This is a genomic window from Microcoleus sp. AS-A8, from assembly GCA_039962225.1.
Taxonomy (GTDB): domain Bacteria; phylum Cyanobacteriota; class Cyanobacteriia; order Cyanobacteriales; family Coleofasciculaceae; genus Allocoleopsis.
Genome location: JAMPKV010000001.1, coordinates 193658 through 214017, shown reverse-complemented (window position 1 = coordinate 214017; position 20360 = coordinate 193658). Strand labels below are relative to the sequence as shown.

The following is a 20360-nucleotide window of genomic DNA, read 5'->3' as shown; positions in this document are numbered from 1 at the left end:
AACTAGCCATCATCCACCCATGCCTGTTATGCGAGCAACCTTGATGCGTTGCTCTGGCGTTACGTATCCGACAAACCCTCAACCTTATTGGCCCAGATAACGTCGCATCAATGCGTCTATTTCATCAACGTTGTAAGGCTTAGTCACGTATTCATTGCAGCCTGCTGATAAAATGCGCTCTCGGTCTTGTTGTCGTGCCATCGCTGTCACGGCAATCACCGGAATCTTAGCCTTCACAGGGTTCTGCCTGATGCGAGATAAGACTTCCAATCCGTCTAAATCCGGCAGCATCATATCGAGTAAGATTAGGGATGGTTGGTGACTTTCCACTAAATCCAACGCCGTCTTACCATCTACAGCCGTCAGAATTTGGCAATCGAGTTGCTCGACCAAGAAAGCGAGCAATGATAAATTATCTTCATTATCATCTACGACTAAAACTAATGGCTGTTGGGCAACGGCCTGATCATCGCTGCCAAGAGAACATTCCATATCCACTTTCATAACCATGTTCTTCTGGTGGGAAGTTGACTCTTCCCGATACAATCCTCAGCAGCAAAGTGGACAAGGCAATCCCCAATCGGCTCGGCGGCGTTTAGTACAGACTGGCTTGTATTGAATCGGCGCTGATTTTCTATGATAAATGATGCTTTATTGAGATTTGTCAATAGAACACCAATCTTTAGCCTTATTCTAGGAGTAAATACCCCAATATAAAAATTAAAACCCAAATTTATGAATAATTTCGTTTTTTGGGTAAATATATCGACGCCCTTGCCTAGATGATGTGTACCATGAAAGCAGTAGTCGTCTTAACCGCATAAATCCAGGAAATTGTCAATATTCTAGACCGACTAGGACAATATCGCAAAAACTGTTGAATAATCTTTAAAATATGCCTTTAGATCATTTTATTCTTCAACAAAACCCCCCTATGACACAGGAGTCTTCCAAGCCTACCCGAGGGCAGTTAGAACGCCTGCTTTCACAGCGACTCCAGGCTTTGTATCGCGACCAGTTAGGGCATCAGCCGGGGAAAGTGACTTGTCAAATCTTTGATGAAAAGCTGGCCTTGATTATTGAAGACTCGATTACTCCACCCGAACAACTCCTAGCGGATAGGGGTCAAGCTGACTTAGCGCAACAAGTTCGTTCAGAATTGGATGAGGCCATCAAACCCGGCCTAAAAGCCTTGATTGAGGAAGTACTCGGTGTCTCTGTCCTGGACCTTCTCAGCGATGCTACCCTAGAGACCGGTCGCACTGGCATCATCGCTGTTTTAGAGGTTACACCAGAAGTTCGGAATCCTGAAGCAGTTCCCAAGCTCAAGAAATAGAAACGGGCAAGGGGAGATAATGCCGGACTAAGGCTTCAATTTCTTCGATCATATAGGGCTTGCTCAGGTAGTCATTAAACCCTGCGAAAAGAAGACGTTCTCTGTCTTCTTTTCGGGCTAAGGCGGTCACAGCAATGACAGGAACCGTCCTCATTTTTGCGTCTTTCCTGAGTTGAATGACTACCTCCATACCATTCATGTAAGGCATGAGAATATCCAGCAAAATTAAATTCGGCTGATAAGCGTGCGCTTTTCGTAGAGCTGTTACACCATCAGATGCGGTGAGTAAACCAAAGCCTAACGGTTCCAGCGTGTAAGCCAACAGCAACAAATTGTCTTCATCATCATCAACGACTAAAATGAGCGGCTTGCTGGCGATAGAGCGTGGATTATCACTAGCACCGCCATACGTGAGTTCACAACAGGGGCAAAAATCCAAGTCATCCATGTTGTCCTTAGGGGAAGAGCTACGACGGTCATATTACTGCTAGCCATCAGAGTGGTAAGGAGCACTCTTAAAGCGGCGGTGTGGCGCTTTTGATTGGCTGATTCGGTGGGGAACCGCTAGGTTGTTAAGTCTTTGCTCTAAATTTGTCAGGAAAAATCTTCTCAAGCTAGCTAGAGAATTGCTTCTTCATTCTAGTGTAGATCTCAAAGAAAATAAATATTTATTTAAGATTTGCCACGTTTAATGAAGTCATTGATTATAGTTTTTTGGGAAAAATTTACAGTATCAGCATCATCCGCTATCCACTCCTCAACAAAGAAAAGAAACTGTAAAGCAATCTACATCATTGACGGATGGAAAGTGAGGGTGGCATTAGACTAAGAAAACAAGGAAAACAACACATATACCCATCTACTTTGGGGTTGGAGAACAAGCTTATGGGTATCGCCACGATTAACCCAGCAACCGGGGAGACCATCAAAACATTTGAGGCCGAGAGCGCTGAGTCCATTGCAGAAAAACTAGCACTAGCACAACAGACGTTTGAGCAATATCGCAAAACGTCAATGCAACAACGAGCCGAATGGCTGAATAAAGCCGCCCAGATTTTGGAGCGAGACAAGGTCAGCTTCGGTAAGATCATGACCACTGAAATGGGGAAAACCCTGAAAAGTGCGATCGCTGAAACCGAAAAATGCGCCTTAGTTTGCCGCTACTACGCCGAACACGCGGCGGACTTTCTCGCTGACGTTGCCGTATCGACGGACGCCAGTAAGAGCTTTGTGCGTTACCAACCTTTGGGGCTAATTCTCGCGGTAATGCCTTGGAATTTCCCCTTTTGGCAGGTCTTCCGCTTCGCCGCCCCCGCCCTGATGGCGGGCAATGTTGGGTTACTTAAACACGCATCTAATGTACCGCAATGCGCTTTAGCGATCGAACAAATCTTCCGAGAAGCCGGATTTCCGGAAGGCGCGTTTCAAACCTTATTGGTTGGTGCAGACCAAGTGGCATCGATTATTAATGATGCGCGAGTCAAAGCGGCAACCTTAACGGGGAGTGAAGCGGCAGGAGCGAGTCTAGCCGCAACAGCGGGTAAGCAAATTAAGAAAACCGTTTTGGAACTGGGTGGAAGTGACCCCTTTATTGTCCTAGAAAGTGCCGATCTAGAAGCAGCGGTGACAACGGCTGTTACAGCGCGGATGCTCAATACCGGTCAATCTTGCATTGCGGCGAAACGATTTATTGTCGTGGATGCGATTGCCGATGAATTTGAGCGACGCCTGATGGAGAAATTTCAGGCGTTAAAAATCGGTGACCCCATGGATGAGAATACAGATGTTGGCCCCTTAGCGACGCCTGGGATTCTCAAAGATTTAGACGAACTCGTGCAAGTTTGCATTGAAAAAGGGTCAAAAGTCGTTACAGGCGGACATTTCCTCGCCGATCGCCCCGGCAATTTTTATCCACCCACGATTTTGAGTGACTTCCCACCAGGGACGCCAGCAGACGAAGAGGAATTTTTTGGGCCAGTGGCGTTACTGTTTCGAGTGCCGGATATTGATGCCGCGATCGCTAGAGCCAATGCATCCCCCTTTGGACTGGGAGCTAGTGCCTGGACAACCGATGAACAAGAAGCCCAACGCCTGATTGACGAGGTTGAAGCGGGTGCTGTCTTTATCAATGGCTTAGTCAAATCCGATCCCCGTTTACCGTTTGGTGGCATCAAACGCTCCGGTTATGGACGCGAACTCGGCATTCAAGGCATCCATGAATTTGTCAACATTAAAACAGTTTGGATTAAGTAAACATGGGTCTTAATTCTTAAGAATACCTTGAGTTTTACGGGTGTATTACATTACGCTCCTAGAAAGCATCAAAGTTTAGTCTCTCAACGCTAAGAGCTTCCCTCAAATTCCAATCTTCTTAGCCAAAAATCAACTAAATACTAGGAAAAGTGAAATGGGCGAAATAAACACCGCTGAACTGTTGGTCCGTTGCCTGGAAAATGAAGGAGTCGAATATGTTTTTGGACTTCCGGGCGAAGAGAATCTCCACGTTCTAGAGGCGCTCAAACATTCTTCAATTAAATTCATTACAACCCGTCATGAACAGGGTGCCGCCTTTATGGCAGACCTTTATGGACGCTTGACAGGAAAGGCTGGAGTTTGCCTTTCTACGCTGGGCCCAGGCGCAACTAACTTAATGACAGGTGTTGCGGATGCCAACTTAGATGGAGCACCATTGGTGGCTATCACCGGTCAGGTAGGAACCGACCGAATGCACATTGAATCCCACCAATACTTAGATTTGGTGGCGATGTTCGCTCCTGTAACTAAATGGAATGCCCAGATTGTTCGCCCTAGTAATACAGCAGAAATTGTCCGCAAGGCGTTTAAAATTGCTCAGAGCGAAAAACCGGGAGCGGTTCACATCGACTTGCCGGAAAACATTGCCGCTATGCCAGTAGTCGGTCAACCTCTGGCTAAAGATGAGCGAGAAAAAACCTATGCCTCTTTTCGCAGTATCGGTAAAGCGGCTGTGGCTATTTCTAAGGCGAAAAATCCCCTGATTCTTGTGGGGAATGGAGCCATTCGGGCCGGTGCGAGTGAAGCGCTAACGGAATTTGCAACTCGGATGAATATTCCCGTTGTGAACAGTTTTATGGGCAAAGGTGTGATTCCTTATACTCATCCCTTAGCGCTATGGACGGTCGGATTACAACAACGCGACCATGTGAGTTGTGCTTTTGATCAAGCCGATTTAATCATTGCTGTGGGTTACGATTTAGTTGAATATTCGCCTAAGAAGTGGAATCCAGAAGGCAAGATTCCGATCATTCATATTGGCATGTCCCCCGCAGAAATTGATAGCAGCTATATTCCCTTAGTGGAAGTGGTCGGAGATATTTCTGATTCGCTCGCTGAAATTATGAAACAGGCGGATCGGGAAGGCAAAACCATATCCTATGCCGTGGAATTACGGGCGGATATTCGAGCCGACTACGAGTTGTATGCGAACGACGAAGGTTTCCCAATCAAGCCGCAAAAAGTAATTTATGACCTGCGGCAGGTGATGGGGCCTGATGATATCGTGATTTCTGATGTCGGTGCTCATAAGATGTGGATGGCGCGTCAGTATCATTGCGATCGCCCCAACACTTGTATCATCTCCAATGGCTTTGCCGCCATGGGAATTGCCCTGCCAGGAGCAATAGGGGCTAAACTGGTATATCCGGAACGGAACGTTGTTGCCGTCACGGGTGATGGCGGATTTATGATGAACTGTCAGGAATTGGAGACAGCATTGAGGGTAGGAACGCCATTCGTAACGCTGATTTTCAATGATGGTGGTTATGGCTTGATTGAGTGGAAGCAACAAAATCACTTTGGCGACTCCGCATTCATCCGCTTTGGCAATCCGGATTTTGTCAAATTTGCGGAAAGTATGGGGTTAAAAGGATATCGGGTTAATTCGGCGGCAGAGTTGATTCCAACTTTGAAAGAAGCGCTGGCTCAAGATGTTCCGACGGTGATTGATTGCCCGGTAGACTACGGCGAAAATCTCCGCTTTACCCAAAAAGCTGGGGATTTGAATTGCAAGATTTAGGTTCCCCAGACGCTGAAGCCGTTGTTGGAGGAACAGGATTGTATATGCTCTTGTAGGGGCGTTTGCGAAGCCTAGTGCGAACCAAGTGCCCCTACAGAATTTCGGTTTGCCAGCCTCATGAAAATCGCTACTTGGAACGTCAACTCAATTCGCACTCGCCTGGGACAGGTGGTGGATTGGTTGCAAGCTAACCCCGTCGATGTGCTTTGCCTGCAAGAAACGAAAGTGGTGGATGCTGATTTTCCGCGATCGCCCTTGGAAAACCTCGGCTACCACCTCTACGTTTCTGGGCAAAAATCCTACAATGGCGTTGCTCTCCTCAGTCAAACCCCCGTCTCGGACATTAGCATGGGGTTTGCTCCCGTGTTAGGTGTCGAGGTAGTCGGAGATTTAGATGAACAAAAACGAGTGATCACGGGTATCGTCGGAAATGTTCGCATTGTGAATCTCTATGTGCCGAATGGTTCGGCAGTGGGAAGCGATAAATACCATTACAAACTTCGTTGGCTCAAGGTGCTACAGGAATACCTGAAAGCCTTGTTAGAGAAACAGCCCAATGAGCTTTGTGTCTGTGGAGACTTTAACATTGCCCCAGACGACCGGGATATCCACGACCCCAAAGGTAGAGATCTCGACATTATGGCTTCCCCTACGGAACGCCAAGCCTTACGGGATGTTTTAGAGGTGGGGTTAGCCGATGCCTTTCGCAAATTTACCGCAGAGGCAGGTCATTTTACTTGGTGGGATTATCGTACCCGTGCCTTCAGCCGCGATCGCGGTTGGCGGATTGACCATCACTACCTCACCCCCAACCTCTATGATCGGGCTATCAGTTGCACCATTGATAAAGCGCCCAGGCAACTTGAGCAACCCAGTGACCATACTCCAGTCATTGTTGAGTTTTAGGGTAGAAATACTTACTCCTGAAAAATACACTAGAAGAGAGCCGTTCGCTACCAACGAGGTGTTTTTTCATGTACTTAGTCACTGGAGCCACAGGACAAATCGGACGCCGCGTCGTGCGCCTCTTGCGGGAGCGAGAGCTACCAGTACGAGCCTTTGTCCGCCTTACTTCTCGCTATGGAGAGCTAGAAAGCCGGGGTGCTGAACTGTTTATCGGTGACTTGGGGGAGGAAAAAGATATCCAGAAAGCCTGCAAGGGGGTTCAGTATATCATTAGTACTCATGGTTCTGGAACCGGCAGTGCCCAAACCTTAGACTACCGAGCCAATATCGAGCTGATTGACCAAGCCAAAGAACAGGGTGTGCAGCACTTTGTGTTTATCTCGGTATTGGGAAGCGATCGCGGTTATGAAGATGCCCCAGTCTTCAAAGCCAAGCGAGCCGTGGAAAAGTACTTGGAAGCAAGTGGGCTGAATTATACCATCTTGCGTCCTTCCGGGTTGGCATCGAACCTTATTCCCCTGGCAGAACAATTTCGGCAAACGGGGATTTATCTACTCAATGGTGATGGCAAAAACCGAACTTCAATTGTGAGTACGGACGATTTGGCGCAGATGGCTGTTGATTCTATTACGGTAGAAGGGGCACGGAATCAAATCTTTGCTGTAGGGGGGCCAGATGTTCTGAAGCGGGAAGATATCCCTCGCATTTTTAGCCGCATCTTTAACCGCGAGCCGATGATTATTAATCCACCCTTGTTCGTGTTTGATGGCCTCAGAAATGCTCTAGGTTTTGTTAATCCTCAAACCCGAAAGGGCTTGGGTACGTTGCGGACATTGCTAGCCAATGAATTTTTCTGCACATCAGAAGAGATTGCTAAGCTGGAGTCAGTTTACAACTTAAAGCTAGAATCTTTGGAAAGTTTCTTGAGGCGTTATTTGGGAACTTAGGGATTGTCCAAAAGTAATGTTGCATTGTCAGGCGCGGCAACCCTAATATTTCGGCTTAGGCACAATATTGATGAGGGCGAAAAGATGAAATCGTTGTGGGAGAAAATTCCTCAAGAAGCTAAATTCGCAGCATTTGCTGTGGTGGTGGTCGGCGTAGCCTTGGCGTTGATGAGAGAGCCTGTACCTTCAATCGACAAGCCACCCTCATCGCTGGCGGAAAATCCCCTCTCAACTGTGCCGACGCCTCCTCTAAATTTGCCGAACACTCCATTACCGGATGAGCTATTGCCATCCCCTCTATATCCCTTACCCCAATTATCCCCGCCCCTAGACGGGCTGGGAAAAGACCCTCTCGCGACGAATCCCTCACCCCTGCCTACAGTCCCTCTCCCAGGCTCTGTACTCCCCAGTCCCCCGGCAAAAGGTTTAGATCCACTTCTCCCAGTTATCCCATCTCCTGGAGCGATACCCAATCGGAACAGTCCCAAAGGAACTGACTCTAACACCAGTCTTCCTGTTATTCCGCCTGAGTTGCTATCTCCCTCACCGGTGCCAATCCCATCCTCTTTAAGTTCGGTTCCCGATGAAAAAGCCACTTCGACTGGAACAGCACAGAAGAATAGCGGCACGAATAAGAACGCCATCATGGCAGAAGTGAGAAACTACTTTAAAAAAGGCTGGAAAGCTCCTTCTGGCTTGAATGAGTCTTTACAGTACAGTCTTGTGCTCAATGCAGATGGCACCATTCAACAAATTCTTCCTTTGAATAATGCTGCCACACAGTATATTGAGCGCACGAATATTCCCTTGCCGGGTAGCCAGCTTGTGACTCCGGCTGAAGAAGGAGGGAAGACGGGCATCAACCTAGAATTTAGCCCCGATGGGAAGATTAAAGCCTCTTTGGAAGAGGTTAACGAGCCAATTTCCTCACCTGATTCTCGCCGTGGAGACTCATTCAGTTCTCCCCCCAAGCAGGCACGTCCTTAAATCAGTGAACACTGTTGCTCCACTCTTAGGTAAAACCATGAAACACCGATTGGATAACCGACCTTTTACCCAAAACAATTCACTTGAATTCGAGGAAAAATCCTGCAATGTAATTGAGTTGAATCGTGAGCACCTTGCCAAATCTCTGAGTAACGACAAACCCGACTTTCAGGTCAAAAAAAGAGGGCAATTAACTCAAAATATAGAGAAAAACAAGTATCAGCATTTACCTCAGCCTTCTAGCCCAGCCCCTCGCGTGCCTATGGGGAAAATCCTGGCTCAAGGAGTGAAATGGACTGTATTTTCTGTAGTTGCGATCGCCATAACTGTTATGGCGTTTTACGAACCTTCACCCCCTCAAAAAGAGCAGCAACCAGAGAGTACGAAAAATTCCTCCCAAACGCTGCCGATACCTCCGCTTGAGGTGCCGATTTCTGCATCCCCAGAAGCGGTGCCACTCCCCGATACCACCACACCCCAGTTATCTCCACAACAGGGACTCGCCAAACAGCCTCTTACTCTCAATCCCTCACAAACGAGTTTAGACCAGCCTCTCACCGTTAACCCCTCCACAAACCAAATACCCAGTCCGAAACCTGCATTGAGCAATGAACCTTCCCTATCTGGACGCGACCCCGTTGTACCGCCAACCTTGCCGCCAATTTTACCTTCAGTAGAACCCCCCTGTGCTGGGCAGGGTAATCATCAAGAAGCCTCTCCAGTAACAGCGAATAACAATCTCAATCCTGGCGAGAATTCTCCAGTGGTAGAGGTCAAAAATTACTTCAAAAAAGGTTGGCAATCACCTGCTGGTTTAAAGCAGACTCTAGAGTATAGTGTGTCAATTAATTCTGATGGGACGGTTCAACGAATTAGACCTTTGAGTAATGCCGCAGGAGACTACATCGATCAGACAAAATTGCCCCTGCCTGGTAGCGCGTTTGTTTCTCCAAGAGAGGGCGGAGGGAATACCAACATTTACGTAGCTTTTAGCCCAGATGGGAAGGTTAAAGCTTCGTTGGATTAATTTAATTTATCAGGTTTGTTGGCGAATTTTTTTGGTCGGAGGGTGCGTCTTTGAAGAGCAATGCTTGGTATTGTATGGAGATTTTTTGTAGAAAAGGCAGAACGGAATCGTCGTATTGTTCGCTGTGTTTTGCGTGGTCGCGTTGAATGGCATTCCACAAGTGTTTTAACTGTTCCCAATTGGAGCATTTTTGCATCTGACAATCGCAGGCATTTTTCCACTGTTCCATTTGGCGATAACTGATGAATCGTCCTCCTTTGTCTGCACGATGAACAAACAAAACGTAGAGCCAGGATTCGATTTTGACAATTACTGATTCCGGGATTTTCAAAAATTTCGCGATTTGGCGCTTGTTGATGCGGAATCTTTGGGCAGGTTGGATACGGCGAAATAGAGCAGTCATTGGATTTTAGATTTTAGATTGTCTTGTAAGGGGTCGGTGCTTTCTAGGGTTATGTCGAAAATGATGCTGAAGGGTACCGTTGGGATGAGGCGCTTGAGAAGTTGCAGATGTGCATCAGCATCGCTGCGGCGGCGAAAACGGGCAACGATGAGGTTTTGCAAGTTTTGCTGATGGCGAATGATGCACCAGGGAGAAAGTTGGTGTTTCTAGCTCATAATGCACTCCTTGGGTATTTTTTGCAGGTTGAATAGACAGCGATCGCTCTCTTGATGACGATTGCCTTTTTGCAGGATAAAAATGTGACACCTGACCAGCCTCAACGTCTAGTAAACGCCGACTGCTTACAAGTGCCTGGAAATGGCTTTATAGTGAGACACTAGGGAAAGGGCAGGCATGTCAGAGGGCAACTTATTTGGAAAAGGTCGCTTTTTTGCTTGCCTGAGCTAATTAAGGTGTCTATCTCATCTAAATCGATTTAGGTAATTTTGTCAAACCAATTTAGACAAATTGATTTAGGTGGGCTGATTGAGATTGAGATGACAGGAACACAAGAGCAATCATCTGCGCTGTTGCAGTTACGGAAAAACCGCGATTTAACTCAAAAGCAAATAGCAGATGCTCTGGCCGTGACGGTGCAAACGGTCAGCAATTGGGAGGTCGGCAGAGCAGAGCCTAAGCTGACGATTCGCCAGTTCAAAGCCTTGCTCAAAATACTGCAATGCTCCGTTGATGAACTACCAGACGACCTTGGCCCTCTGGAAAGTTAGGCAGATCAAGAGGTAAGTGGTGGTTCCCCTAGGGAACAATTACGTTCCCTTCAAACGACTCGTAACACCGGGAAGAAATTTCATCCAGATTTCATGGATGTGTGGAATGCTCTTAGTAAGTACTGCTGAACGTGCTACGGGTAAATTCACTGGCGCGATCGCCAAACCAAAAACACCCACAACATTAGACTTGACTCTCCACCCAGCTAGAGAGTTCATACTTGTAGAAAGAAATTCCCGAAATTTGTCTTAGATGGGTATCAAATTGATGCAACCAATTTCAGTCAGAACTAGCTTTTTGGCATTGAGCTTTGTCGCGATTTCTTCCCTATCCGGGATTCTCACAGCCTGTTCCAATGCGGCTCAGAGCGGTTCTACTACCTCTGGAAATCAAAGCCAAGCCCAAAATACCCCTGCAACACAAACCAGTGATAAGCAAGATACGATGCATGGCGGCAGCATGAATCATGGCAGTGGCATGGATCATGATATGTCTATGGATTTAGGCCCTGCTGATGCTGACTTTGACCTGCGATTTGTCGATGCGATGATTCCGCATCATCAAGGAGCTGTTGAAATGGCTCAAGAAGTGTTGGCAAAGTCCCAGCGCCCGGAGATGAAAAAGCTGGCTCAGAACATCATCGCCGCCCAGAAGCGCGAGATCAACCAAATGAAACAGTGGCGAAAAGCGTGGTATCCCAAAGCAGACAGTAAACCAATGGCTTGGCACGCCCAGATGAATCACATGATGGCGATGTCTCCCGAACAAATCCAGGCGATGATGATGAAGGGTGACTTAGGAGCAGCCGATGCCGAGTTTGATTTGCGCTTCCTCAATGCCATGATTCCTCACCATGAAGGTGCGCTTGTCATGGCTAAAGATGTACTCACGAAGTCTAAGCGCCCGGAAATGAAGAAATTGGCTCAAGAAATTCTAACTTCACAAGAAAAAGAAATTGACCAAATGAAGCAGTGGCGACAAGCTTGGTACAAGCAGTAATTGGATAGAGCAATTTCATCTTGATTTCATTTCTCTCTGTAAGACTGATTAGAGAGTGTAGATTCTGCACTGCTCCTTGTAGGAGTGTTCTTAGTACACCTCATCCTTAAAGGGATACGCAGATCAATTAAAAGATAAACACTTTCTCCTCCAATCATATTGACGATTCTGCGATTTAAATAACCCTATTAATGGAGAGGTGTACATAGGTGAGCCACTCCTTTTTGATAGACAAATACTTGGGTTAAATGCCTTTGTTTTGCTCCTCCTGGAGTTCCCTCGGTAGTTAAGGACATTCCCAATCATGCGTCCCTCTAGCCGTTCCCAACCGCCTGTGCCGCTCCGTTGCGTTTCTGGAGCAATCTTGAGCCTTGTCTTACTATCTGCTCCTAGCGTTGTTTTAGCCCACGCCGGACACGGAGATGAATTTCAACATGCAGATGAAACCAGTCAAACGGCTGACTCGGTTCAAGTTGATGCTGAAACCTCCAAGCGGTTGGGAATTAAAGTGGAGCCTGTCAAACGTCAGCCGCTAGCTATTGGGATTAAAACCACCGGGCAGATTGAAACTCTGCCGAATAAAAAAGTAGAGGTGACGGCACCAATTCCAGGGAAAGTTGTTGAGCTTTTGGTGGAACCGGGTGCTGCTGTCAAAGCAGGTCAACCCGTCGCTGTTTTAGCCGCACCAGACTTAGTGGAACTGCGCGTCAATTCCCAGGAAAAACAGGCGGAGGCTCAAGCCGATTTGCAAAAAGCGCAAGCGGATTTAAACCTAGCTAGAGCAAATTTAGAGCAACAGCGTCAAATTGCAGCCGCAGACATTCAACAAGCTAACACTGAAGTTAAGGTCGCTCAAGAAAAGTATGACCGAGATAAGGAGTTGGCGAGTGCAGGAGCGTTGCCGCGACGCCAGATGCTGGAATCGGAAGCTCACCTAAGAGAAGGGCAAGCTCAACTCGTTAAAGCCAGCAGTCGCCGGGAAGTTTTGGAAGCTGAAGCTCAACTCAAACGCGCCCAAGCGGCTGTTGAGGCGGCTCAATCCCACCTTCGCCTGAGTGAAACCGCCTATCAGACTCGCCTAGCTCAACTGGGAACTGGTGCGAATGAGAAAGGACTGGTGACGGTGACGGCTCCTATTTCTGGTACAGTTAGCGATCGCGAAGTTACCCTCGGTCAAGCCTTCGAGGATGCAGGTGGCAAGCTGATGACGATTGTGAATGATAGTCGGGTTTTTGCCACGGCGAATATCTATGAGAAAGATTTGGATAAGGTAAAGACGGGGCAACGTGCGATTACCCAAGGGGTAGCGCCAAGGGCGATCGCAAAAATTGCCAGTCTACCTAATCGTAGTTTCAGCGGACGGATTACGGTTATTGGCTCAGTGGTGGAAGGCGAAACGCGAGTGGTGCCAGTGAAAGCCGAACTGGACAACCCCGACGGAGCGCTAAAACCGGGGATGTTTGCCGAACTTGAAGTACTCACAGACCGGACAGCAACAGCTATTTTAGCCATTCCTAGCTCAGCGGTGGTTGATGCGAATGGCAAAAAACGGGTCTATGTGCAAAATGGCAATGCTTACTTACCCGTTGAAGTCACTTTAGGTCAAACCTCCGGGGACATGGTTGAGGCAAAAACGGGTCTATTCGAGGGAGATTTGGTCGTTACTCAACGTGCACCTCAACTGTATGCCCAATCTTTGCGTGGGGGTAGCAACAAACCAGAGGCGAAGGGCGCTGCACCCGCACCATCCCAAGCGACTAATTCGAGTAAGATTGGCTCTCAGTTGCCTTGGTGGTTGGTTATTCCTGCTGGGGGAGGGGTCGCCGCGATCGCAATTGGTTCCTTCTGGTTGGGGCGTCGTACCAAACCTCAGATGACATCGGCATCCAACGCACTTGTTTACAATACCAGCAACGGTGCTACATCCCCCAATGGAAAAGCGGAATTATCAGAATCATACAGGGGGAAGTTTTGTGAATTGCCTGTTCTGGCTGAAAGTGATCGCCATCACTCTGACAACAATCATCATCATTAATCGCTCACCTCTTGCTGCTCCAACCAAGCAACTAAATTAGCTACTTCGGAAAAATCCAACAGGGCTATGCCCAACGCTTCCAACTGTTCAGTACTTGAATGTTTTGCAACTGAACTGAAAGCAACCAGTTTGCCAACTCTGCTGGATATTGTTCCGCTAAATATTTACAAGCGTTGTCGTAACTCAACCCTGATATTTCCTCTCACTCCACCACAATCGGAACTTTGGAATACCGCTATTGGCTTCACTGGTCAAACAGTAGCAGTAACGGTGGCGATCGCAACTCCCAGAATGAATCGCCTTGTTTTCAGTGGGCATAGACAAACTCTTAGTTAGTGGCAGTCAGGATAAGACAATTAAGGTATGGGGAGTCGAGTAGGGTTTTTGCTTGTAGAGGGTAAGAAATTCCTCAAAAACTATACCTTTTGGTTGTTGCGATTTTAATAAATCTCCTGTGATGTCTTTCGAGCCAACTATCTCAACCTAATTGGAGAAGCTTGGAATGAATCTATGATGGTAGCCTTGTACCTGCCGAAACTGTGACGCAAAAACTACTGATGAGAGGACTGCAATTATGGCAATTTTTGAAACGTTAAAAGATGAACACGATCTTTTGAGAAACCAACTCACCAAAATACTTGATTTACCTGATGATGCAAAGGTTGAGAAACAGGAGTGTTTGGAGGAGCTAAAAAAAACGCTCCACTCTCACACTGTCGCAGAAGAAGAAATTGTCTATGAAATTCTTCTGCCTATAGAGCATCTAGAGTCTGAAGTGAGAGAGGGAATTGAAGAACACAGGCTTTCCAATCAACTTTTGGTCGAGTTAAATACTCTTGATGTTACCCAATCACAATGGAAAGCTAAAGTCAAGGCGCTTAAAGACTTACTGACTCACCACTTGAAAGAAGAAGAGGTAGAGCTTTTTGCCGAGGCGCGGAAAGTTTTCGATAGCTCAAGGCAGGAGGAGATAAATAAGCTGTATTTGCAGAAAAAGGAAGAGGCTTTAAAAGAAGATTCCCTGGTCAAAGAGACTCCGATGGAGGCAGAATTGCAAAAGGATTGACCGGGACTTTCAAATTATTGGTCTTACACAAAGAGTAGACACTCCAAAATTAGCGTAGAGATACGTGGTTTCGCGTCAATGAAGTAGTGCTGCTGCTTGTGCCTTCCGCAGCATGAAGCAGTCAGCCTCGGTTCGCAGTGCTGTTAGTTCTGCTCGTTCGGCATCCGTCAGGGTACCCTCTTGATTGCGAGCAAGTAGGATATTGTACCGCTCTATATCGGCTACAGTCTTTCGACTTTGAGCGATTTTCCACAATGCCTCATCTTCTATTCTGTCCAAGGCAGCTAGGTCAATCTGAAACTCATCGGGTACGTTATCCCAGTCTGGTGGACTGCCTACTTTCAGGGCGTAGAGCATGATTTCCTCTAGGGGGCGGTTGGTAGCACGGGCAGTATTTACCAACCGTTGGTAGAGTAGCTCTGGAATTTGCAGGGTAACGGTTTGAGGCATAGGATTCAAGTTGCCTCTCACTCGAATTCTAAAGGGTTCTCCCTTTGATGAAGTGAAGGAGATAGTTAGATGCGATCGCTCCCCTAGCCTGAATTACCTTGCTTTCAATTGGGATGAGAAAACCCTACCAGGAGTAGTCAGGACAAGACTATCAAGATGTGGGGAGTAGATTTTTGTTTGGAGAAGGTGTGCAATCTCTGTTACTCCAGAAAGGGAAAGGTACTTGAATTCGACCTATTTAAAGATGCTACTTCAATCACATAGCCGTTTGAGAAATTCGCCAAGGTCTGTTCCTTCCAGCTCTTCGCGAGTCATTTCTTGGGCTATCCGCCAATTCTCTGCCTTGTCCCATCCATTCTGAGCTTTTTTCTTAAGTGCTTCATAGGGTTCGAGTGCTTTATATTTGTTTCCCATGACCTGCTTTATTGCTCTATCTGAGAAGTAGTTCTCAATAGCTCTACGCTCAAGAACATAGCAGTCTATATTAACTTTGTTACACGTTTCCACAAACCCTGCTATTCTTGGCTCTAGTTCAGCTTCTGGAGCAGTGCGCTCACTGTCAATCAGCGCCGAGACGTTCTCACAAATGCGCTTGATTTCCTCAAGTTCTGCTTCGGATGATTCCTTGATAAGCTGGGTACCGCCTAAGGGTAAAAGTACGATCTGATGATCCTTCCCATACTTACGAAGGAATTGCTGAATCAATTTGACTTCTGTTGAACCTTCAACCAGTAGAATCTTATCGAAGCCAAGTTCTCTGTAGCCAGAGAAGCTGAGTTCTCCAAGAAATTCCGATAAGCGTGGAGTTGCTTCGAGCTTCCTGACTTCGCTCTCCCCCTCAGCATCTTTGCGGATTGAGTAGATTAACTCCGCACTTGCTCTCGCCAGCCCAATATTATGCGTAGCAAAGAGAACGCCCTCACCAGCATAAGAACCAAGCGTCGTCAGGAAATCAAGCTGAAGCGAGGGATGAAGATTAAGTTCTGGTTCATCAATTAAGATGTAGCATGGCTGCTTGATGGCAGCATTGGCTAGAACGAGGATGAACTGAGCAAGCCCCGAACCGAGTTCTAAAAGCGTATAGCTCTTTCCATTGATGAAGAGCTGGAGCGTTCGGTTGTCATCTGAAGTGTTAATTTCAAGAGACTTGAATCCAAAAATTCGTCTAATATCTTCTGTTAGCCCATAAGCAACATCACTGTTTTTCTTTACTCTTCCTGACTTGAAGGCTCGCCAATTCCGAATGAAAGCTCGTCCAACCTTGATATCAAAGTAGTCGCCAAAAATTAATTGTTCAGAATTATAATCTGTATTGGTTACAAGTTCAAGAGCATTTCTAAACGGACCAATATAGAGGGCTTCAGATATATCCTTGCTGGCTTTAAAGAGAGGATATAGATTTACTTCTGGAGTGTCTTCATAATAGAGGAAAATATTGTCTTTTTTAATTAGTACTAGTCTGTATAAATTCGGTTCATTACCGTCGGGAAAAATTACCATTTTTTTGTTTTTTATAAATAATTCTGCAAAGTAAGTATTGGTTGCTCTCGGAATTGTAACTACTATTTTTTCAAGAATCGGAGGAGCATTATCCTCTATTACCAAATCAATATCTACAAACCGGAGCTGTATCTCAAGATTACGATTATTTGTATTGTTGAATACTTCTTCAATATCTAGGACTGAACTTGCAAAATTGAAAGATTGGGGGTTTCCCCGTAGTGCTTCAATAAAATTATTGTTGTTAGGAGATGATAGAAGCTGAAAGAGAGAACGAAATTCGTAGAAAAACTTGAGTAGAGAGGATTTACCTGAGTTATTAACTCCGATGAATGCAGTAAAGCCTTTTCGTAAAATGATATGAGCTGGCTTAGAGTCCGAAAAGCATCGGTAGTTCTTAATCGTTATCTCAACCTGCATAGAACCTATATCTGCATCAGTTAATAAACCCTACCTTATCTGGAAGGCGATTGCCTAGCTGAGTTTGCCGATCGCCAAGCCAGTCATGTTCGATTCTAGACACCATAGAAACTGCGATCGCATTCGGAAATGACCAGCCATTGCCCAACTTGATATCTGGTGCCAGCCAATTTCATCCTGATTTCATTCGGCTATGTCAATTATGTAAAAGGGAGTTCTCAGCACTGACACCTAATCTTTGACAGATGTTCAGCACCATTCTCAGATGGGTAATCGATCGCAGATGGCTAGTCGTTATCGCTACCGTCATCATTACCCTGTGGACGATTTACGTCATTCCCCAGATGCAACTGGATGTCTTCCCGCCGTTTGCACCTCCCCAAGTCGAAATTCAGACGGAAGCACCCGGACTTGCACCCGAAGAAGTCGAGTCTCTAGTGACGTTACCCATTGAGAGTGCAATTAACGGAACCCCAGGAGTAACAGCAGTACGTTCCTCCTCGGCTGTAGGGCTTTCTGTTGTCAAAGTTATCTTTGATTGGGGAACCGACATCTATCAAGCTCGCCAATTGGTGACAGAGCGATTGCAGCAAGCGGCTAGCAAGCTGCCTGAAGCAGCAGAAACCCCGCAACTTTCTCCGACAACCTCTCCCGTTGGCACCATCCTTACCTATGCCTTTACCTCCGAAACCACTCCCTTAATGGAAGTGCGGCGCATCATTGACTGGCAAGTAACCAACCGCCTCTTAGCAGTCTCCGGTGTAGCTCAAGTGGTGGCGTATGGCGGTGATGTGAGGCAGTATCAAGTCTTAGTCGATCCGGCTAAGTTGAAAGCCTTTGATGTCTCTTTGCAAGATGTCACCGAAGCCGTACAAGCAGCTAACGTTAACGCTCCTGGCGGCTATTTAATCACCCCCGATAAAGAAACTTTAATTCGGGGAGTGGGACGAATTGAAGGACTGGAAGATTTGAAGTACTCTACAATTACTTCGCGCAAGGGAACGCCCGTCCGAATTGCTGATGTGGCAGACGTAGAAATTGGTGCGGCTATCAAGCGGGGTGATGGTAGTTTAAACGGTCAGAAAGCTGTTGTCGTGTTGGTGAACAGACAACCCAGTGCTGACACCCCCACCGTGACGAGGGCGGTGGAAGCGGCGATGAAAGAGGTTCAACAAGCGCTTCCCAAAGATATTAAAGTTACCGTCACGTTTCGTCAGGAAGAATATATTGAATCTTCTGTTGCAAATGTCAGGTCAGCGTTAATTGAAGGCAGCATTATTGTTGCTGTTATCCTCATCCCTTTTTTGATGAATTGGCGAACGCTTGCTGTAGTTTTGCTGGATTTCTTTCTAACCTGGCTATTCGCACTGTTATTCATGCATTGGATGGGACTGGGGCTAAATACGATGACGTTGGGCGGGCTATCCGTGGCAATTGGTACAGCCATTGATGATGCCATTGTCTATGCCGAAAACACCTACCGCAACTTGAGAGAAAATAAACTCTCTCCTCACCCTCGTCCCATAATGGACGTCATTTTTGATGGCAGCAATGAAGTACGCGACTCTTTAATTGGAGCGACAGTAATTGGTATCGTCGTATTCTCGCCAATTTTTACATTGCCCGGAGTGGAAGGTCGGATTTTTTCGCCGATGGGGATTACCTATCTCGTGGTTGTTGTGATTTCTAGTCTAGAATCACTGCTCGTATCTCCGGCGTTGTGTGCCATCTTACTGCCTAGCAAACGTATGCAGGCAAAAGAGCCTTGGTTGCCGAGGTATGCCAAGCGTATTTATGGCTTCTTTTTAGAGTTTTCGATGCGTCATTCGGCAATTATCCTCGGTCTAGCCAGTGCGGCAATGGTGGCAGCATTAATTATTCTGCCCTCCTTCGGACGAGCATTTCTACCTGAGTTTCAAGAGCAAACGTTGGTCAATACCATACTCCTCTATCCCGGCGTGTCTCTTGAGGCAACAAATAGTGCGGGGTTTGCTATTGAAGATGCTCTAAAAAAAGACCCTAGATTTGAATACGTTCAGGTGCGTTCTGGACGCGCTCCAGGAGACAGCGATGCGGCGGGAGTAAACCTCGCGCACATCGATATGGGTATTAGTGAAGAGGGAATGGAAGACCGGGCAAAAACGCTGGAAGCGCTGCGAGAAGAATTTGCCAAATTACCCGGAGTAGCACCCAATATCGGTGGGTTTATCTCTCACCGAATGGATGAGGTTTTGTCTGGGGTGAGGAGTCAGATTGCTGTCAAAATCTTTGGTTCTGACTTAGAGCAACTCCGTCAAATTGGGGCAAAAGTTGAGGAGCAAATGAAAACGGTTGAGGGAATTGTGGACTTGCAACTCGAACCTCAAGTACCCATTCAACAGATTCAAATCAAGTTCAATCGCCAAGCTGCTGGTCGATACGCTCTTAACGTAGGAGAATTATCGGAAATTATTGAAACGTCTCTGAATGGGCAAGTGGTGTCCCAAGTTTTAGAAGGGCAACAAACATTTGACTTGGTTGTCTGGCTGAAGCCGGAAGCCCGGAATAATCTGGAGACGATTCAGAACTTATTGGTCGATACTCCTACGGGTAATAAAATTCCTCTGGCTCAAGTCGCTACCGTTCAATACGGTACGGGACCCAATACGATTAACCGCGAGAATGTTTCCCGTTTGATTGTGGTGTCAGCTAATGCTAAAGGGAGAGATTTGCGCTCGGTTGTGAATGACATTCAAGCCAAAGTCAAGCAACAAGTTCAGTTGCCTTTTGGTTACTTTATCCAGTATGGGGGTCAATTTGAAGCCGAGCAACGAGCGTCACAGAATATCCTGGTATTTAGCGCGATCGCATTTATCGTCATTACAGTTTTAATGTACCTCTCGGTCAAGTCCATCCCTTCAACAGCGATGATTATGATTAACTTACCAATCGGATTGGTAGGGGGCATCGTTTCTGTGGCTTTGACGGGTGGGGTAATTTCTGTGGCTTCCTTAGTTGGCTTTGTTACCCTATTTGGTGTAGCTACCCGAAATGGGTTGCTATTAGTGGATAACTACAACACTAAGTTTGCGGAAGGAATGCCTTTTAAAGAAACAATAGTTAAAGGTTCAATGGAACGGCTCAATGCCATTTTAATGACCGCTTTAACCTCAGCTTTAGGTTTGGCACCTTTAGTAGTAGAGGGGGGGCCGGGGAAGGAAATTTTACAACCTCTTGCAATCGTCGTCTTGGGTGGGTTATTTACTTCTACAGCATTAACGCTAATAGTGTTACCCGCGTTGTACGCCAAGTTTAGGATATTTTTAGTACCCAAGCAAACACCACCAGTTTCTGACAAGGGGAGGGCAGTCGAGGCTGTCTTTGAGAATTAATTTTATCGCGATTATTTGTGCAGTGTTTGTTTTCAATTGATGTGGGTGCCAGAAATTCTTGTGGAGTTGCAGTTGTTTTATTCAGGAGTAA

At 46.6% G+C, this 20360-nt stretch carries 21 protein-coding genes; 14 read left to right on the top strand and 7 right to left on the bottom strand.

Annotation, left to right across the window (positions count from 1 at the left end; translation table 11 throughout):
• Positions 1-84: 84 nt before the first annotated feature.
• Positions 85-510, bottom strand: coding sequence for a response regulator (locus tag NDI48_00900; protein ID MEP0829762.1), 426 nt, complete (start codon positions 508-510; stop codon positions 85-87).
• Positions 511-934: 424 nt separating this feature from the next.
• Between NDI48_00900 and NDI48_00895 the strand changes: the two genes are divergently transcribed.
• Positions 935-1336: a DUF2294 domain-containing protein gene (locus tag NDI48_00895; GenBank protein MEP0829761.1), complete on the top strand. Its 402-nt coding sequence runs from the start codon at positions 935-937 to the stop codon at positions 1334-1336.
• Here the strand turns inward: NDI48_00895 and NDI48_00890 are convergent.
• Positions 1326-1784, bottom strand: coding sequence for a response regulator (locus NDI48_00890; GenBank protein MEP0829760.1), 459 nt, complete (start codon positions 1782-1784; stop codon positions 1326-1328). The two genes, NDI48_00895 and NDI48_00890, sit on opposite strands and share 11 nt — an antisense overlap.
• A gap of 437 nt (positions 1785-2221) precedes the next feature.
• On the opposite strand from NDI48_00890, the gene NDI48_00885 reads away from it, so the two are divergent.
• The 6 genes from NDI48_00885 (at position 2222) to NDI48_00860 (ending at position 9257) form a co-directional block, all read left to right on the top strand.
• Positions 2222-3589, top strand: a complete 1368-nt coding sequence (locus NDI48_00885; GenBank protein ID MEP0829759.1) for an NAD-dependent succinate-semialdehyde dehydrogenase — start codon at positions 2222-2224, stop codon at positions 3587-3589.
• Between the two features lie 154 nt (positions 3590-3743).
• Positions 3744-5390, top strand: coding sequence for an acetolactate synthase large subunit (locus NDI48_00880; GenBank protein MEP0829758.1), 1647 nt, complete (start codon positions 3744-3746; stop codon positions 5388-5390).
• A gap of 117 nt (positions 5391-5507) precedes the next feature.
• On the top strand, positions 5508-6296 hold the full coding sequence (xth, locus tag NDI48_00875) for an exodeoxyribonuclease III (protein ID MEP0829757.1): 789 nt from the start codon (positions 5508-5510) through the stop codon (positions 6294-6296).
• A gap of 68 nt (positions 6297-6364) precedes the next feature.
• Positions 6365-7243, top strand: coding sequence for an SDR family oxidoreductase (locus NDI48_00870; protein ID MEP0829756.1), 879 nt, complete (start codon positions 6365-6367; stop codon positions 7241-7243).
• Between the two features lie 84 nt (positions 7244-7327).
• Positions 7328-8230 carry a hypothetical protein gene (locus NDI48_00865; GenBank protein ID MEP0829755.1) on the top strand — a complete coding sequence of 301 codons (903 nt, stop codon included), beginning with the start codon at positions 7328-7330 and terminating at the stop codon, positions 8228-8230.
• 37 nt (positions 8231-8267) lie between these two features.
• On the top strand, positions 8268-9257 hold the full coding sequence (locus tag NDI48_00860) for a hypothetical protein (protein MEP0829754.1): 990 nt from the start codon (positions 8268-8270) through the stop codon (positions 9255-9257).
• Between the two features lies 1 nt (position 9258).
• Here NDI48_00860 and NDI48_00855 read toward each other — a convergent pair whose 3' ends face one another.
• On the bottom strand, positions 9259-9660 hold the full coding sequence (locus NDI48_00855) for a hypothetical protein (protein ID MEP0829753.1): 402 nt from the start codon (positions 9658-9660) through the stop codon (positions 9259-9261).
• Positions 9661-9767: 107 nt separating this feature from the next.
• On the opposite strand from NDI48_00855, the gene NDI48_00850 reads away from it, so the two are divergent.
• Positions 9768-9911 (top strand): hypothetical protein, encoded by a 144-nt coding sequence (locus NDI48_00850; GenBank protein MEP0829752.1) that lies wholly within the window; start codon positions 9768-9770, stop codon positions 9909-9911.
• Between the two features lie 234 nt (positions 9912-10145).
• Positions 10146-10427, top strand: a complete 282-nt coding sequence (locus tag NDI48_00845) for a helix-turn-helix transcriptional regulator (protein ID MEP0829751.1) — start codon at positions 10146-10148, stop codon at positions 10425-10427.
• Positions 10428-10466: 39 nt separating this feature from the next.
• Here NDI48_00845 and NDI48_00840 read toward each other — a convergent pair whose 3' ends face one another.
• On the bottom strand, positions 10467-10646 hold the full coding sequence (locus NDI48_00840) for a hypothetical protein (GenBank protein MEP0829750.1): 180 nt from the start codon (positions 10644-10646) through the stop codon (positions 10467-10469).
• A gap of 49 nt (positions 10647-10695) precedes the next feature.
• Between NDI48_00840 and NDI48_00835 the strand changes: the two genes are divergently transcribed.
• Entirely contained in the window at positions 10696-11427 is a 732-nt protein-coding gene (locus tag NDI48_00835; GenBank protein ID MEP0829749.1) for a DUF305 domain-containing protein, read from the top strand.
• Positions 11428-11731: 304 nt separating this feature from the next.
• Complete coding sequence (locus NDI48_00830) at positions 11732-13462, top strand: efflux RND transporter periplasmic adaptor subunit (protein ID MEP0829748.1); 1731 nt, start codon at positions 11732-11734, stop codon at positions 13460-13462.
• Here the strand turns inward: NDI48_00830 and NDI48_00825 are convergent.
• Positions 13459-13536 carry a hypothetical protein gene (locus tag NDI48_00825; protein ID MEP0829747.1) on the bottom strand — a complete coding sequence of 26 codons (78 nt, stop codon included), beginning with the start codon at positions 13534-13536 and terminating at the stop codon, positions 13459-13461. The two genes, NDI48_00830 and NDI48_00825, sit on opposite strands and share 4 nt — an antisense overlap.
• Between NDI48_00825 and NDI48_00820 the strand changes: the two genes are divergently transcribed.
• Both NDI48_00820 and NDI48_00815 read left to right on the top strand, forming a co-directional pair.
• A complete protein-coding gene (locus NDI48_00820) occupies positions 13529-13798 on the top strand; it encodes a hypothetical protein (GenBank protein ID MEP0829746.1) in 270 nt (89 codons plus the stop codon). The two genes, NDI48_00825 and NDI48_00820, sit on opposite strands and share 8 nt — an antisense overlap.
• Positions 13799-14036: 238 nt before the next feature.
• On the top strand, positions 14037-14528 hold the full coding sequence (locus NDI48_00815; GenBank protein ID MEP0829745.1) for a hemerythrin domain-containing protein: 492 nt from the start codon (positions 14037-14039) through the stop codon (positions 14526-14528).
• Positions 14529-14603: 75 nt separating this feature from the next.
• Here the strand turns inward: NDI48_00815 and NDI48_00810 are convergent, their stop codons facing one another.
• Both NDI48_00810 and NDI48_00805 read right to left on the bottom strand, forming a co-directional pair.
• Entirely contained in the window at positions 14604-14978 is a 375-nt protein-coding gene (locus NDI48_00810) for a hypothetical protein (GenBank protein ID MEP0829744.1), read from the bottom strand.
• Between the two features lie 252 nt (positions 14979-15230).
• Positions 15231-16898: an AAA family ATPase gene (locus tag NDI48_00805; protein ID MEP0829743.1), complete on the bottom strand. Its 1668-nt coding sequence runs from the start codon at positions 16896-16898 to the stop codon at positions 15231-15233.
• A gap of 245 nt (positions 16899-17143) precedes the next feature.
• Between NDI48_00805 and NDI48_00800 the strand changes: the two genes are divergently transcribed.
• Positions 17144-20269, top strand: a complete 3126-nt coding sequence (locus tag NDI48_00800) for an efflux RND transporter permease subunit (GenBank protein MEP0829742.1) — start codon at positions 17144-17146, stop codon at positions 20267-20269.
• Positions 20270-20360 lie beyond the last annotated feature (91 nt).

Bases quoted from the DNA above. Each gene is read 5' to 3' on its own strand.
- xth (MEP0829757.1), top strand. From the start codon at position 5,508: ATGAAAATCGCTACTTGGAACGTCAACTCAATTCGCACTCGCCTGGGA.
- NDI48_00865 (MEP0829755.1), top strand. From the start codon at position 7,328: ATGAAATCGTTGTGGGAGAAAATTCCTCAAGAAGCTAAATTCGCAGCA.
- NDI48_00890 (MEP0829760.1), bottom strand. From the start codon at position 1,784: ATGGATGACTTGGATTTTTGCCCCTGTTGTGAACTCACGTATGGCGGT.
- NDI48_00860 (MEP0829754.1), top strand. From the start codon at position 8,268: ATGAAACACCGATTGGATAACCGACCTTTTACCCAAAACAATTCACTT.
- NDI48_00800 (MEP0829742.1), top strand. From the start codon at position 17,144: ATGTTCAGCACCATTCTCAGATGGGTAATCGATCGCAGATGGCTAGTC.
- NDI48_00895 (MEP0829761.1), top strand. From the start codon at position 935: ATGACACAGGAGTCTTCCAAGCCTACCCGAGGGCAGTTAGAACGCCTG.
- NDI48_00810 (MEP0829744.1), bottom strand. From the start codon at position 14,978: ATGCCTCAAACCGTTACCCTGCAAATTCCAGAGCTACTCTACCAACGG.
- NDI48_00870 (MEP0829756.1), top strand. From the start codon at position 6,365: ATGTACTTAGTCACTGGAGCCACAGGACAAATCGGACGCCGCGTCGTG.
- NDI48_00855 (MEP0829753.1), bottom strand. From the start codon at position 9,660: ATGACTGCTCTATTTCGCCGTATCCAACCTGCCCAAAGATTCCGCATC.
- NDI48_00830 (MEP0829748.1), top strand. From the start codon at position 11,732: ATGCGTCCCTCTAGCCGTTCCCAACCGCCTGTGCCGCTCCGTTGCGTT.
- NDI48_00815 (MEP0829745.1), top strand. From the start codon at position 14,037: ATGGCAATTTTTGAAACGTTAAAAGATGAACACGATCTTTTGAGAAAC.
- NDI48_00850 (MEP0829752.1), top strand. From the start codon at position 9,768: ATGTGCATCAGCATCGCTGCGGCGGCGAAAACGGGCAACGATGAGGTT.
- NDI48_00900 (MEP0829762.1), bottom strand. From the start codon at position 510: ATGGTTATGAAAGTGGATATGGAATGTTCTCTTGGCAGCGATGATCAG.
- NDI48_00885 (MEP0829759.1), top strand. From the start codon at position 2,222: ATGGGTATCGCCACGATTAACCCAGCAACCGGGGAGACCATCAAAACA.
- NDI48_00805 (MEP0829743.1), bottom strand. From the start codon at position 16,898: ATGCAGGTTGAGATAACGATTAAGAACTACCGATGCTTTTCGGACTCT.
- NDI48_00820 (MEP0829746.1), top strand. From the start codon at position 13,529: ATGCCCAACGCTTCCAACTGTTCAGTACTTGAATGTTTTGCAACTGAA.
- NDI48_00840 (MEP0829750.1), bottom strand. From the start codon at position 10,646: ATGAACTCTCTAGCTGGGTGGAGAGTCAAGTCTAATGTTGTGGGTGTT.
- NDI48_00880 (MEP0829758.1), top strand. From the start codon at position 3,744: ATGGGCGAAATAAACACCGCTGAACTGTTGGTCCGTTGCCTGGAAAAT.
- NDI48_00835 (MEP0829749.1), top strand. From the start codon at position 10,696: ATGCAACCAATTTCAGTCAGAACTAGCTTTTTGGCATTGAGCTTTGTC.